Genomic DNA, 14608 nt, shown 5'->3' with positions numbered 1-14608 from the left:
CGCATTCATGAAAACATTCAAATCCCGCACCGGTTTTGCTGCATTGGCGGTGATCCTGTGCCTTCTTTATACCCCTGTACTCCAGGCCCAGAACTATATCGACGAAGATTTCCTCGAAATACTCGACAACAATGCCCGCTTTATGCTCAAGGAGCAGGCTCCTGCTTTTGCCGCAACGAACACGCCCGCCAAGTGGGACAAGGAGTCGGCGGTGGTGATCGGTTTCTCGCGCAATGTATTGTTTGACCGCAAAAGCAGCGGCGGCTTCTTTACCCGTCGCGAGCGCAGTTTGTATTTCTTCGAGAAGACCAGGCTTCGCATCAAGCTCAACGACAACAACTCCGTAAAAGCCTTGTCGGAGATCTATTTCCGCTATGGCTCTAAAGAAGATGGTTTTATCGCCCGCATCATCAAACCGGGCGACACGGCCACCAACATCGACCTGAAGAGTGCCGTAGCCCTGGAACCGGGTACTGACATTCCCGAATACTTCCAAAGTTTCTTCGACCAGGTAGCGGGCTCGGGTTACAACTATTACAAAGTACCGGTACCGAACCTGGAACCGGGCGACATTCTCGAATATGTTACCACTACCAAAAGTAAGCTGGACGTTACCTCTTCGGGGTATGTGGAGTTTAGCCCCATCTATGAAGTGTGCAGCAAAGGATATCCCGTTATGTTTAACGAGATCGCGATCGAAACGGATGACAAATCCTTCTTTAAGTCCCTTTCGTTGAATGGTGCACCTACTTTTAAGAAAGAGCCGACTTCGGAACAGGGTTTCTTCCGGTATGTATTTACCGACCGCGACCGTGATACGGAGAAGGATGTCAACTTCGTAAGTCCTTTTATTCAATATCCGCTGGTCAAGTTCCAGGTGATCTATTCGAACAATGACGAGGCCAAGGGTGCCTTTATTGGCCAGAAGGGCGAGTTGAAGAGCAGTTTTGCCAAGGAAGAGCTGGCTAAGAAAGCCTGGGAAGATTATGAGCAGGTAGGCCGCGCTTCTTATATGGGCACTATGGCAACCATCCAGAATTTCATCGACGCCTGCTATAGCGAGCTCGTGAAGCTGGGTGCCAAGAGCTGGGATGAAAAGACGTATGTCAACAATGCGTATTACCTCGTGCGTAATAAGATCCTGTTTCAGCGGGAGTACCTGAGCGATAAGAAATTTGCCTATGTATTTGGTTCCCTGCTGTATCAGCGCGACATCAAATCGGACCTGATCATTACGATCGGCAACAATATCGGTAAGCTGAAGGAAGTATTGTTCGAAAGTGAGATCCGGTATGTGATCAAAGTAGGCGACAAATTGTATTTTAACCTCACAGACTTTTCCAATCCCGGCGACCAGTTGGAGACCCTGCTGTCGAACGAAGCCTATATCATTAGTCAGCCGGCTAAAAAAACCGGTGTGCAGGAGATCAAGCCTTTTGTATTGCCGGGTACTACGGCTGCCGAGAACAGTGCTTCTTATGCCATTTCCGTTGAAATGGCACCCGATATGAAGACCTTGTCAATTGCCCGCACTTCTCACTTCAAGGGCATTCAGAAAGGGAAGGCCAGCCCGGCTGCCTTGAAGTTCACCACTTACATGCTCAATGATTATGTGAATTATGGCGGCGCGGACCCTACAGAAAAAATGCGTTCGCGCGAGGTGGAGGAATATACCAAGTCGGCCAAATCCCTGACCGATGAGTTCAAGAAGCAGAAGCCGGATTTTGTAAAAGAGTCGCTGCAATCGGAATTCCATCAACGGATCAAGGATGCAAAGTTCACCCTGATATCTGATGGCAGAACCCAGAAAAAGAGCACGCTTTCGTTCAAGGAAGAATTTGAGCTGAATGACTATGTAAGGCGCGCCGGCAAAAAATACCTCGTCAACCTCAGCGGTTTGATGGGCTCTCAATTGCAGATCAAGAAAGAAGAAAGGACCAGGAAATATGATATAGATGTTCGATTCCCCAAGACCTATGCCTGGTACATTACGTTCAAGATACCTGCCGGTTATAAGGCAGAAGGGCTTGCGGAGCTGAACAAATCGATCGACAACGAGACCGGCTTGTTTACGCTGGCGGCCAAGGAGGAAAACGGGTTGATCGTACTCGACATCAAAAAGACTTACAAGCAAAAGGAGGTACCGGCTGCGAAGTGGAACGATATGCTGGCTTTTATCGATGCGGCTTATAACACCACTTTCAAGTACATTTTATTAACCCCTAAGCAATAAGGTTCACACACATGAAAAAGATCAGCACGGCAATTCTCTTGCTGCTTTTTGTTGCGGGCGCTACGGCCCAATACAAAAAGGCCAGCTTCTTTGAATCAACGGGCCGCACCTACGGCATCAACGGTAAGCTACATGCGATGGGCGACGGCAAAGGCAGTCCCATTGGAATAAACCTCTCCTTCGGCCGCGACCGTGACGGCAAGCGAGTATTTACTTTCTGGGAATTCGCCTATGTGCCAGGTTATAAATTTACGTTCGATTCAAAGGCTTATAACGGCAACCCTGTCACCATCACCGGCAAAACCAACCCGCAAATCAGTTACTCTTACAACTGGGGCCTGCATTTATTAAAGAATGAAGAGGAACCTAAAAAGATACAGCCTTATCTTACCTGGGGACTTCACCTACTGTTGTCTGGCGGCATGAAAGAGTATGATGGCGGCAATTACGACAGCGACAAGATCCCCGCCGACGGGGGCTTCACCTGCGGGCTGGGCGGCGGAGCCGGTGTTCTTTATAACATCACGCCCGGATTCGGGATAAAACTGGAAGGAGGGTACACCTACCTGACCAACCTTTCCCTCAGAAATAAACATGACGCTAAGGAATATTATAATTTGTACAGTACGCATCCGTATGTTACAGCCGGCGTGCGTTTCCGGATCTGGTCGAAATAGACAAGTTGAATAGATAGAGACTTTATAAAAAAAAGGTGGCATCCGACTGGTTGCCACCTTTTTTTATGGCGACTGTAGAATTTAGGCAAACGTTTGTGCACGCGGCGAATGTGAAATGCGCTTATATTTATTGGACAAAGCTCTCTGCATGCAGCATCAACCGGATAAAGCGCTACTCGCCAGGTTAAGGGATGAAGATCCCCTGGCCTATGATGCGCTCTACCTCAAATACTATCGCCTGCTTTGCGTGAGCGCCTTTTACTTTCTCCGCAATGAGCAGGAAGCAAAGGACCTGGTGCAGAATCTCTTCCTCGACATCTGGGACAAGAAGCTCTACCTCCAGTTCCATGAGGATATAAAAGGTTACCTTTTCCGCGCCGTGAAGAACCGATGCCTCAACCATATAGAAAAGCAACAGACCCGGCACAGGCATTGTAAACAGTATACGGATATGCAGGAGGAATACAGCCTGCCAGCAGCAGAGCAAAAGGCCGACAGTTATGAAGAGCTCCACCAGTTGCTGGAGGAAATGCCCAAACAAAAAAAGAATGCCCTACAGATTGTTTACCTCCATGGAAAACCATACAGCGAAGCGGCACACTCCATGGGCATCAGCATCAACTCTCTCAAAACACACTTAAAAACCGGCCTGCGCATCCTTCGGGGCGAAATAAAAACGAGACCAGATTAACCCATTTCCGATTATTTGCTGTAGCATTATTACATGAAGCAGAGTCACGAGCAGGTATTGCAATGGTTCCTGGAGAAACAGGCGGGGAGTCTTTCCCCGGAGGAGAACGCTGAGCTGGAAGAAATGCTGGCCAAGGACCCTGCATTCCAGGAGGCCTGGAATGCTATAGTTGCCGATGCAACAGCTGCTGGCACTCAACACTTTGCCGACACGCTCAACCCCGATGAAGGCCTGCAGGACCTGAAAGAACGCATGCTGCAGCGGACCAGGCAGGAGAATCGTCCCCAACGCTTCCGCCTGTACAGGGCTATTGCTGCCGCGGCCGTCCTTATCCTCATTGCCGGTGCAACCTGGTTCACTTTCTTCCGCAATGCCAACGTAAGTAAGGAGCAGGCCGCCAATCTCGCACAGCAGCAACAGCAACAACCTGTGCAGCTGGCGCTTGCCAACGGGCAGTCGATCAACCTCGACCAGGCCGCCGCCCAATCCACCATCCAACTAACCAATGCCACCCTGCAAACAGCAGCCGGCTCGCTTCAATACAATTCAGAGGACACCACTACCAACACCCTCAGCGTTCCGGCAGGAAAGACCTATAAACTGGAACTTTCGGACGGCACCGTGGTTTGGCTGAATGCCGTCTCCCGTATTCGTTTCCCATTCCGCTTCCATTCCGGCACCAGGGAGGTATTTGTGGAAGGTGAAGCCTACTTCAAGGTGGCCAAACAGCCCTCCCACCCTTTCATCGTGCATACGCCCCTCACCGATGTGCGCGTGCTGGGCACTGTTTTCAATGTGAACAGCTATGCCCCCCAACAAGTGCGCACGGCACTGGTGGAAGGCAGTGTGATCACCACCAGTAAAAATGGGAAAGAACAATTGCTTCGTCCGGGACAGGAAGCCGCTTTTGATGCAGGAAAGGACTTCCAATTGTCAGACTTCGATGCCGACGAGGTAACCGGATGGATCAACGGCCTCTACTATTTCCACAATATGCCTGCCGATGAACTGGCACGCATCGCCAGTCGTATCTATGGCATCAACTTTATCCTCGACAGGAACAAATTTTCCGGCAAGTCCATTACCGGTGTAGTGGACAGGAACAAACTCGCCGATTTCCTCAGCGACCTGGAAACCATCGCACACATTTCCTACCATTTCTCCGGAAATGACCTTTACCTGAAATAATAGAAAATAATTATTGCCCTTCGTTCACCCGTTTTCCCAAACGGGCTGTGTTATATGTCAAACACCGATAGCAATAACCAAAACTCATCACAAACTCTGCTACATGCGAAGACCCGTAACTTCCGGTTGGCTCACCCAACTCAATTCACTCAAAACCTGCATGACCGTCTTCCTGGCCATCGCCTGTTGTTTGAATGCCGCGGCACAAACCGCCCTTCAGAAGCAGGTCACCATCGAAGGCAACAATATCGCCTTGCTGCAGGTTTTCAAGTCCATCAAAAAACAAACAGGCATCACCTTCTTCTACAGTAACCAGCTGTTGAACGATGCTGAAAAAGTAACCCTCAGCTTCCGGCAGGCCAAACTCGAAGAAGTGCTTGACTTCCTTTTCAAGGGCAGGAACATCCAGTACACCCTGCGCGAGAACAGGCTGCTGCTGAGTGAAAAAGCGGCTGAAAGCAAAAAGGTCCAGGAACCTTCTAAAACAGAAGACCTGGCTGCTATCTATCAGAGCGTAGTAAAAGGACAGGTAATGGGCGAAGATGGTAAAACCATACCCGGCGTAACCGTGCAGGTGAAGAACAAAGACCAGTTTGCCACTACCGATGAGCTCGGCACTTTTTTTATCAAAAGCTCACCCGGCGATACCCTCGCGTTCTCCATGGTGGGCATGATCACGCTGGAACAACGGGTTAACAACAGGATCGTCAAGGTAACCCTGGTGCAGAAGACCGACAAGCTGAACGATGTGGTGGTGGTAGGTTATGGGAAACAGAAGAAAGTGACCGTAACAGGCGCTGTAGCTTCCGTCAATATGGAAGACATGCGCACGCCTGTACCCAGCCTCACGAATGCACTGGCGGGCAAAGTAGCTGGCATCGTGTCGGTGCAAAGCAGCGGCGAGCCCGGCTATGACAACAGCACCTTCACCATCCGTGGTATAGGTACTTTTACCGGTACCGCATCGCCCCTGATCATCGTAGACGGTGTGCAACGGGAAGACGTGAACAGTACCTACGGTGGGGCTTTCAATAACATCGATCCGGAAGACATCAGCAGTATATCCCTCCTCAAAGACGCTTCTTCCACCGCCATTTACGGCGCCAAGGGCGCTAACGGCGTATTGCTCATCACCACCAAAAGAGGTGCAGCAGGCAAGGCGCGTATATACTTCAAGGCGGAGACCGGCGCCACCAGTTTCACGCAAACACCCGAAATGCTCGATGGTGTCAATTACATGAAGCTGCTCAACGAAGCACGCACCAATATGGGCAATTCGCCGCTGTATTCAGAAGAGCAGATCCAGAAAACAGCCAGCGGCCTCGATGCGTACATGTATCCCAATGTGAACTGGATGGATGCGGTATACAAAAAGAATTCGTCGCTCACCAATGCGAACCTCAATATCAGCGGTGGCGGGGAGACCGTTCGATACTACCTCTCCGCGTCTTTCTACAACCAGGAAGGACAGTACAACGTAAAGAAGTTGAACGACTACAATCCGAACCTGAATTTCAAACGATACGATTTCAGAACCAATGTGGATGTAAACATCACACGGACCACCCTGTTGCAGATGAACCTCGCTGCCATGCTGGTGAACAGCAGGTATCCGGGTATTTCTGCCTCAAAGCTTTGGTACCTGACTTATGCAACCACTCCGGTGGCCTTTCCGGTGCAGTACCCCGACGGTAAATGGGCTGGTCCCGGCAACAATGGAGGCAGCAATCCCTTCAATGAAGTACAGAACAATGGTTACAGTACAGAATTCCGCCCCTCGGTACAATCTGTCTTCACCGTAACACAAAAACTCGACTCCTGGGTGAAAGGCCTCGATGTATCAGGCCGCTTTTCTTTCGACAGCTACGGTGTTTTCAACAACCGGCGCAGCGGCGTCAACGATCTTTTCCTCGCTACCGGCCGCGATAGCGAAGGCAAACTGCATTACACACAAACCCGTACCGGTCAACAATTCCTGGGCTATAGCCAGAGCTCGAGCGGTGAGCGCGTCATGTACCTCGAAGCCACCCTCAATTACAACAGGAACTTCGGCGCTCACCAGTTCGGGGGCCTTCTGCTCTACAATATGCGCAACCGCCTGGTAAGCACGGCAGGCGATGTGATAGGCTCCATTCCTTACCGCAACCAGGCGCTCGCAGGAAGATTCACCTATGCTTATGACAGCAAATACCTCCTCGAAATGAATGCCGGCTACACCGGCTCCGAGAATTTCGAGCGGGGACAGAAATTCGGCATCTTTCCCTCCGTCTCGGCAGGATGGGTGATCTCCCGCGAGAATTTTCTGGATAAGCTTTCCCCTTCCATCAGCTTCCTCAAACTAAGGGCCTCCTACGGCCTGGTGGGCAACGACAATATCGGTGCAGGCAACAGGTTCCCCTACCACACGCAAATAGGTGGTGGATATGCAGCAGGCTTCGGTCCAAACGGGTCTTTACGCTACGGCAGCACCGAGAACCAGATCGGTGTGGAAAAGCTCACCTGGGAAAAATCTTACAAAGCAAACCTCGGACTTGAAGTAGGCCTCTTCAATACCGTGAACATAATACTGGATGCGTTCAAAGAAAGGAGAAGCGATATCCTCATCAAAAGGGCTTCCATCTCCAGCATCGCAGGATACAGCAACGCTGCCATCTTCGCCAATATCGGAGAAATGGATAACAAAGGATTTGAAGGCAGCATCGAATACAATCAAAAATTCGGAGCCGTGCAATTGCGCCTTTATGGCAATGCCACGTACACCATCAACAAGATCGTCTTCCAGGATGAGCCTTTGCGCAAGTACAGCTACCAGCGTGGCACCGGCCACCGTTTCGGAGAATTCACCGGGTATGTAGCCGAAGGCCTTTTCAACAACCAGGATGAGATCGATGCAAATGCAGAACAGAAATTCAGTCAGGTAGCTCCCGGCGACATCCGGTACAGGAACGTCAATGCCAAGGACGATGACATCATCGATGCCTACGATTACCAATACCTCGGAAAATCCTGGTTCCCTTCCTGGCTTTATGGTGCAGGCTTCTCTGTCAATTACAAGAAATTCGATCTGTCGCTCTTCTTCCAGGGCGTCGCCGATGCGGGCATCATGGCCAATGGCAGCTATATCGACGGCAGCGGATGGGGCGCCAGCGGCGTAGGTGTTATTCCCTTCTCCGGCATTGGCACCTATCCCAACAATACCATGTCGAAGGCGCTCGACAGGTGGACCGCCGATAATCCCAATCAGGATGCCTACTATCCACGCCTTACCCTCGGTAGTGTGAACGATAACAATTACCTCAACAGCACAAGATGGCTTAAGGATGGTTCCTATGTGCGTTTGAAGCAGGCCAGCATTGGTTACAGCTTCCTTACTCCGGCTTTGAAGAAAAGTGGCTTTGCAGGTCTTTACCTGTATGTATCCGGACAGAACCTGCTCACCTTCAGCAAATTCAAATTATGGGACCCCGAACTTGGCTCCAATGGCGCCAAATATCCTATCACCAGGATGGTTACTATAGGCATCAGAGCTCAATTCTAGCAACCCTCAATCTATCAATTATGCGCAATCTCTTCAACAATAAAATGGCATCCTGCTTTCTCCTTGCCTTGCTCGTCCTGGCAGGATGCAACAAGTATCTCGATAAAAAACCGGACAATCTCCTCACCTCCGATATGCTCTGGCAAACCCGCGCCAATGCAGAAGCCTATCTCTACCAGGTGTATGGTTATGTACGCAATGCGGGTGACGATCAAACCATGTTAGGCTTCAGCGATGAAACATCCTGTAGCATACAGGGCGTGGCCGTCAGGAATATGGTGATCGGTAACTGGAACGCCCAAAGCAATTACTGGATCACCTGGAGCCATTACTACTCCGGCATCAGGCAAAGCATCGTTTTCGAGAACAATATTGACAAAGTACCCTCCGACCTGCTCAGCGCCGAGCTTAAAGCCCAATACAAAGCCGAAGCGATATTCCTCAGAGGCTGGTTCTACTGGAAACTATTGCAGCAATACGGTCCATTCGTAAAGATCACGCAATTGCTCAGCACCAACGAAGATTATAACAAATACCCAAGGGCTCCGCTGGACACTTGTGTTGACTATATCAACCAACTGCTGGACAGGGCTGCTCAAACACTTCCTACATCATGGGCCTCTTCGTCGGACTATGGAAGGCCAACCAGGGGCGCCTGCCTGGGCGTGAAATCACAACTGGCGTTGCTGGTAGCTAGTCCGCTCTGGAACGGGAATCCCGGCATGACCAATCTCCGGAACCGCGATGGTATCCAGCTTGCACCGGCGCAATATGATGCAAACAAATGGAAGAAGGCAGCGGCAGCTGCCAAAGCCCTGATCGATCTGAATGAATACAAGCTCTTCACCAATAAAGATGAAGGCGATGCGGACTTCGATCCTTATCTCTCCGTACGTAACCTTTTCCTCACGTCCTGGAACAGTGAGATCGTTTTCTGCACCAACAAGTACGACCAATATAACGATGCCTGGCAGTATGGCATCGAAAAGCGCTGTGCGCCCGCACCCGGCGGTTTCAACATGCAGAACGCCACACAGAATGTAGTAGACGCATTCTATATGCGCAATGGCCGCACCATCGATGATCCGCAAAGCACCTACTCCGAAACGGGATTTGCCATAGCCGATGATCCTGCACGATATGGAGAGAAACGCGATGCCAGGAACCGGGGCTATATCATCGGCAACTCCAATATGTACGTGAACCGGGAGCCCCGTTTCTATGCTTATATCCTGTACAATGGCAAACCACTGCTGCCTGCTCCTACGACAGACGATAAGAACTTCTATTCGTCTGCCGCTAACGTGGACGGCAGGGGCCGTGCGGAATTCTATTATACCGGAAAATCAGGTGTGGGCACTACCAACGTGGTGGACATGACAGGTTATTGCGTTCAAAAATTCGTGAACCCGGCTTCCAATATCAGGCAGGATCAGGTACCCTTCAGGCCCTTCATCCATATCCGCTATGCGGAGATCCTGCTCAACTACGCAGAGGCATTGAACGAATATGATCCCACCAACCCGGATATCCTTAAATACCTCAATCAGGTAAGAGACCGCGCCGGCATTCCACACCTCGAAGATGTGTATCCATCTGTAGCCGGCAACCAGGCAACGCTGCGCAAGTTCATCCTCCGCGAAAGACAGGTAGAGCTTTGCTTTGAAGGCGACCGCTATCAAACCCTCCTGCGCAGGCTGCTGATGGGCGCGCCCGAGAACAGGACCATTTACAGGATGAACACCATCACTACCGACAATGGTCAGGGCTTCGCGTTCGTTGATTTCTACAAACGCATCGTGCTGCAGAACCGGTACTGGGATAACAAGATGTATCTCTTCCCCATTGCGCAGGACGATATCGACAAGAACAATGCTTTGGTACAAAACCCCGGCTGGTAATCCATCAACCATAACCAACTATTATGCTCCGTCAAATAACAACATATTGCATCAGCGCCTGCTTACTCCTGTTGCTGGCCTCTTCCTGTAAGAAGGATAGCAGCTTCAAACACCAGGCCGGCTCTCCTGTAACCATCGAACAATTCACGCCCGGTTCCGGCAGTGGCACTACGCAGATCCTCATCACCGGCACCAATTTTACGGCCGATCCCGATGAGATCAGCGTCACCATCAATGGCAACAAACTACCTGTAGTGGGGGTGAACGGCAACCAGATCATGGTGGTGGTGCCCAAGAAATGCGGATCGGGAAAACTGAAGATCAGGATCGGTACGGACAGTACCGAGAGCACTGCTTCCTTCACCTATCACTATACCCGTACCGTTTCAACCCTTGCTGGAAACGGCAAAGCAGGATTTGCGAACGGAAAAGGAACAGAGGCACAATTCAATTTCAACGGACAATTCTGGTACCGCAGCAACGGCATCGCTGTTGATGACGACCTCAATGTGTATGTGGCCGACCCCGGCAATGCCTGTATCCGGAAAATAGACAGCGCTGGCAATGTAACCACCTATGCAGGATTCCCGGGTAATCCGGGAAACGCCGAAGGAACAGGTACTGCTGCCCGTTTCTATATGCCTTATTCCCTGGCGCTCGATAAAGACCGCAACGTATATGTAGCCGATGTGCTCAACTGGAATATCCGGAAGATCACCACGGATGGTTACGCCAGCTGGTACTCGGGCATGCCCGCCGAACCCTGGGGCATTGCGGTGGATAAGAACACCGGCTATGTATATGTGTCCTGTATCAATGCGGGGAGCATCTATCAGTCGAAAGCCGCCTGGTCTTTTGACCCCATTGTTACCGGCCTCAATTATCCTGGAGGCATTGCTGTAGACAACAACAGCAATCTCTATGTAACAGGCCATGGCGACCATACCATTCGCAAACTGGATGCCGGCACCTGGAAGAATACCGTAATCGCCGGTCAGCCCGGCAGCTCGGGATACGTTGATGGACCCGGGCCCAATGCCCGCTTCATTTATCCCTGGTCGGTGGCAACAGACAAGTTCAACAATGTTTATGTAGCCACGAATGGTACCACGGGAGGAGATCCCAGCATTCCCGATCAGAGCATCCGCTTTATTGAAGCAGGCACCTGGGTTGTCAGCACTTTTGCCGGGAGCGGCACGGCAGGCTATATCGACGCCATCGGCACTTCTGCCGCTTTCAGCGCGCCCAATGGTGTTTGCGTGGATAAGTATGGCACTGTATACGTGCTGGACAAGAACAATAACAGTATTCGCAAGATCGTATCCGAATAAAGTGACCTATATGGAAACAACCGTATTGAGGAAGGTAGTCCTCTATTTCAATCCCTTTGCACTATTGCTCACCGGCCTATTTGCCTGCTCCAAGCTGAAGATCGCCACTGAGACAACCGACAGGCAGGAAAGGTTGCTGTACGTGGCTGTTGATGGCAATGATGCCAATAGCGGCACCATCAATGCGCCCTTCGGGACCATCAACTATGCGCTGAGCAAAGCTTCGGCAGGTGATACCGTTTTCGTACGTGCAGGCAAGTATACAAACAGGGTAATTTTCGGCAAATCCGGATTGCTCGGCAAACATATTACCCTCAAAGCCTATCCGGGCGAGCGACCGCTCATTGACGGCAGCCAGACTACCGCCACCGGACTCATGGCCATGGTGAGTTTCCCCGATGTGAAGTTCCTCACTATAGAAGGGTTTGATATCGCGCATTTCCAGACCCAAAATCCCGGCGTAGATCCCATGGGCATTTCCATCACCGGCAATTCCCGCGATATCGACATCAGGAACTGTAATATTTTCGATATCAAGAATTTCCACCTCACCAATAGGAGCGCGCATGCCATATTCGTACTCGGTAACGGATCGGAAGTGATGCGCGATATCAATATCACCGGCTGCACCGTTCATGACACACAGACCGGTACCAGCGAGAACGTGACCTTTGCCGGGAATGTTGATGGATTTACTTTCACGCACAACAAGATCTATGATACTGAAAATATCGGTGTGATCGTGGCCGGTGGCGATAACCTACACCCTACCGGGGATATCAGGACCAACTATGCACGCAATGGCGTCGTAAGTGATAACGAGGTGTACCAGGTGAGCATGACCAAGTCAACCAATTACTGGGGCCTCAACAATTACGGCGCCATCGGCATCTATGTTTGCGGAGGAGCAGGCACCATCATCGAAAGGAATACCGTGTACAACTGCGACAGGGGCATCGGCCTGGTGAGCGAAAGCAATCAGCTCGCCACAAAGACCTGCATCGTACGCAACAATTTCGTGTACAACTGTAACCGTACCGGCATCTACCTGGGCGATTACCTCAACTACACGACCGGCGGCACCCAGGATTGTTATGTGGTGAACAATACCCTGTTCCAGAATAACAAATTCCCGGGCCATTTCGGGGAGATCGAAGGCGAGATCAGGCTCACGGAGCGGTGCACCAACAATGTAATTCGCAACAATATCATTTATGCCCGGCCCACCGATGTATTCATTCACAAATACACCGCCACCGGCTCGGGCAATATCATCGACAACAATCTTTACTTCACGAACGGCGCCCCCAAATGGATCTGGGACGGAACAGCCTATTCCGATTACAACGCGTGGAAAACAGCCAGCGCACAGGATGCTCATTCCAGTAGTGGTGTTGACCCCATGCTGGTGAGCATCAGCCAGCCAGACCTCCGCATCCAACCCGGCTCTCCAGCCAGGAACAGCGGGTCGCTGACATCCGAGGCGGTGAACGGCAAAACAGATATCGACAACAAACCCAGAACAGACAACGGAAAGATCAGCAAAGGCGCACAACAATAGAAGCATCGTTCACAAACACGCTCTTAAATTATTCACTTCAATGGATCAGAATCGTCGTGGCTTTTTGAAAAGCACAGGCCTCAGCGCCGGCAGTTTGTTGCTGGCAGGGCTAACAGGATACGCATCCGAAGAGCATCTCCGCAGCGATGTCAAGGATGGAATAGCATTGGGAAAAAAGAGAAAGCAGGTTTTCAATATGAGCAATTATGCCGCCCCTGCCCTACCTGTTGTACGGATAGGTATCATCGGCATGGGCAATCGCGGAGGCTGGGCCTGCACCCGCATGAGGAATATCAGGAACGCAGAGATCAAAGCCATTTGCGATGTACGCGAACCGGCCGTAAAATACCATCAACAAAAGCTGAAGGAATCCGGATGGCCCGCCGCTGCTGAATACTACGGCGCGGTAGACGCCTACAAGAAACTTTGTGAAAGAGATGATATCGACCTCGTGTACATCACGACACCCTGGGAATGGCATGTACCCATGGCCGTATATGCGATGGAACATGGCAAGCACGCCGCCGTGGAAGTACCGGCAGCCCGCAACCTGGAAGAGGCCTGGCAATTGGTGGAAACCTCCGAACGGACCAGGAAGCATTGTATGCAGCTGGAGAACTGCTGTTATGATTTCTTCGAAACCATGACCATTGCCATGGCGCAGCAAGGCGTTTTCGGAGAGCTGGTACATGGTGAAGGCGCCTATATCCATAACCTGCTCGAATACATGTTCGCAAAGCCCGCTTCGGGCGATGCTCCTGTGTGGAGATGGAAAGAGAACCAGCACAGCGGTAACCTCTATCCTACTCATGGACTGGGCCCGGTGGCACAGGCAATGGGCATCAATCGTGGCGATCAGTTCAGCTACCTCAACTCCATGAGCTCAAATGATTTCACGATGGAAGCCTTGGCCAATAAACTGGCTTCCGGTACTGACCCCTATTATAAACAGTTCGGTGGGAAACATTATCGCGGCAACATGAATACGTCCATGATCAAAACGCACAAAGGAAGAACCATCATGGTGCAGCACGATGTATCTACTCCCCGCCCCTATAGCCGTATACACCTGCTGAGTGGCACAAAGGGCATGGCGCAGAAATGGCCCGAGCCCGGCAGGATCGCTTTCGGACACGAATTTGCCAATGAACAATCACTCAAACAGTACGAAGAACAATATAGCCCCGAGCTGGTGAAGCATGTTGCTGCTGCGGCCAGGAAGGTTGGCGGCCATGGTGGCATGGACTTCATCATGGACTGGCGCATGATCGACTGCCTGCGCAACGGACTTCCATTGGATATGGATGTGTACGATGCCGCAGCCTGGAGCGCCGTAACGCCGCTCAGTATCTGGTCGGTGGCCCATCGTTCCAACAGCATCGATTTCCCTGATTTTACCGGAGGCTCCTGGAAGCAGAACAAGCCCATCGACCTCAGCCTGAGAGGAGGTGGTAATACCGGTATTCAATTATCCTCCTAATGAACTTT

The 14608-nt window shown here is 51.1% G+C and carries 9 protein-coding genes; all 9 read left to right on the top strand.

The features are described from left to right. Positions 1-7: 7 nt before the first annotated feature. Positions 8-2233 carry a hypothetical protein gene (locus tag P2H89_RS17025; RefSeq protein WP_275829003.1) on the top strand — a complete coding sequence of 742 codons (2226 nt, stop codon included), beginning with the start codon at positions 8-10 and terminating at the stop codon, positions 2231-2233. A gap of 11 nt (positions 2234-2244) precedes the next feature. Beyond that, positions 2245-2910 (top strand): hypothetical protein, encoded by a 666-nt coding sequence (locus P2H89_RS17020; protein ID WP_275829001.1) that lies wholly within the window; start codon positions 2245-2247, stop codon positions 2908-2910. A 148-nt stretch (positions 2911-3058) separates the two neighbouring features. Next, complete coding sequence (locus tag P2H89_RS17015) at positions 3059-3601, top strand: sigma-70 family RNA polymerase sigma factor (protein WP_275828999.1); 543 nt, start codon at positions 3059-3061, stop codon at positions 3599-3601. Between the two features lie 33 nt (positions 3602-3634). Then, a complete protein-coding gene (locus P2H89_RS17010; RefSeq protein WP_275828997.1) occupies positions 3635-4789 on the top strand; it encodes a FecR domain-containing protein in 1155 nt (384 codons plus the stop codon). Between the two features lie 103 nt (positions 4790-4892). Further along, a complete protein-coding gene (locus P2H89_RS17005; protein WP_275828995.1) occupies positions 4893-8327 on the top strand; it encodes a TonB-dependent receptor in 3435 nt (1144 codons plus the stop codon). Positions 8328-8347: 20 nt separating this feature from the next. Continuing rightward, positions 8348-10228, top strand: a complete 1881-nt coding sequence (locus P2H89_RS17000; RefSeq protein WP_275828993.1) for a RagB/SusD family nutrient uptake outer membrane protein — start codon at positions 8348-8350, stop codon at positions 10226-10228. A 23-nt stretch (positions 10229-10251) separates the two neighbouring features. Further along, complete coding sequence (locus P2H89_RS16995; protein WP_275828992.1) at positions 10252-11559, top strand: SBBP repeat-containing protein; 1308 nt, start codon at positions 10252-10254, stop codon at positions 11557-11559. Positions 11560-11569: 10 nt separating this feature from the next. Beyond that, a complete protein-coding gene (locus P2H89_RS16990) occupies positions 11570-13120 on the top strand; it encodes a right-handed parallel beta-helix repeat-containing protein (protein ID WP_275828990.1) in 1551 nt (516 codons plus the stop codon). Between the two features lie 40 nt (positions 13121-13160). Continuing rightward, positions 13161-14600, top strand: a complete 1440-nt coding sequence (locus P2H89_RS16985) for a Gfo/Idh/MocA family oxidoreductase (RefSeq protein ID WP_275828988.1) — start codon at positions 13161-13163, stop codon at positions 14598-14600. The last annotated feature ends 8 nt before the right edge of the window (positions 14601-14608 follow it).

The organism is Paraflavitalea sp. CAU 1676 (assembly GCF_029223285.1).
In the GTDB taxonomy this organism is placed as follows: Bacteria; Bacteroidota; Bacteroidia; order Chitinophagales; family Chitinophagaceae; genus Paraflavitalea.
Note: the sequence above shows the minus strand (reverse complement) of the source record. Positions and strands in the feature narration are given on the sequence as shown.

What these genes read in the sequence shown, in the direction of transcription:
- P2H89_RS16990 (WP_275828990.1), top strand. Translation starts at nt 11,570, where the DNA reads ATGGAAACAACCGTATTGAGGAAGGTAGTCCTCTATTTCAATCCCTTT.
- P2H89_RS17020 (WP_275829001.1), top strand. Translation starts at nt 2,245, where the DNA reads ATGAAAAAGATCAGCACGGCAATTCTCTTGCTGCTTTTTGTTGCGGGC.
- P2H89_RS17010 (WP_275828997.1), top strand. Translation starts at nt 3,635, where the DNA reads ATGAAGCAGAGTCACGAGCAGGTATTGCAATGGTTCCTGGAGAAACAG.
- P2H89_RS16995 (WP_275828992.1), top strand. Translation starts at nt 10,252, where the DNA reads ATGCTCCGTCAAATAACAACATATTGCATCAGCGCCTGCTTACTCCTG.
- P2H89_RS17005 (WP_275828995.1), top strand. Translation starts at nt 4,893, where the DNA reads ATGCGAAGACCCGTAACTTCCGGTTGGCTCACCCAACTCAATTCACTC.
- P2H89_RS17000 (WP_275828993.1), top strand. Translation starts at nt 8,348, where the DNA reads ATGCGCAATCTCTTCAACAATAAAATGGCATCCTGCTTTCTCCTTGCC.
- P2H89_RS17015 (WP_275828999.1), top strand. Translation starts at nt 3,059, where the DNA reads ATGCAGCATCAACCGGATAAAGCGCTACTCGCCAGGTTAAGGGATGAA.
- P2H89_RS16985 (WP_275828988.1), top strand. Translation starts at nt 13,161, where the DNA reads ATGGATCAGAATCGTCGTGGCTTTTTGAAAAGCACAGGCCTCAGCGCC.
- P2H89_RS17025 (WP_275829003.1), top strand. Translation starts at nt 8, where the DNA reads ATGAAAACATTCAAATCCCGCACCGGTTTTGCTGCATTGGCGGTGATC.